Genomic DNA, 241 nt, shown 5'->3' with positions numbered 1-241 from the left:
CACCAGATTTAATTGCATTTTCAAGATCTATTTCATAGTTCATAATTCCGTTTCCAATTTTAGCATAATAGACAAAACCATTTTTTTTGTTTCCTCTTGTCATGATTTTTCTCACTTTAAAAGTGAGTCCTGAATTACTTCTTCTAAAAGAATTGGCCTGATTGGCCAGCCCCTGATAACCCGTCGTTGAAGAATAGTTGAACATCGAAGAAGCATTGGTCCGGATAAATTTAAAATCGCC

Annotated in this window: 1 protein-coding gene; it reads right to left on the bottom strand. The window is 34.9% G+C overall.

Going from position 1 to position 241, the window contains the following annotated elements; all coding sequences use genetic code 11:
• Positions 1-241: hypothetical protein (locus SB679_RS26095; protein WP_410705300.1), on the bottom strand; the 241-nt coding region annotated here is incomplete at both ends.

Source organism: Chryseobacterium sp. SIMBA_029 (genome assembly GCF_046535275.1).
GTDB lineage: Bacteria > Bacteroidota > Bacteroidia > Flavobacteriales > Weeksellaceae > Chryseobacterium.
Note: the sequence above shows the minus strand (reverse complement) of the source record. Positions and strands in the feature narration are given on the sequence as shown.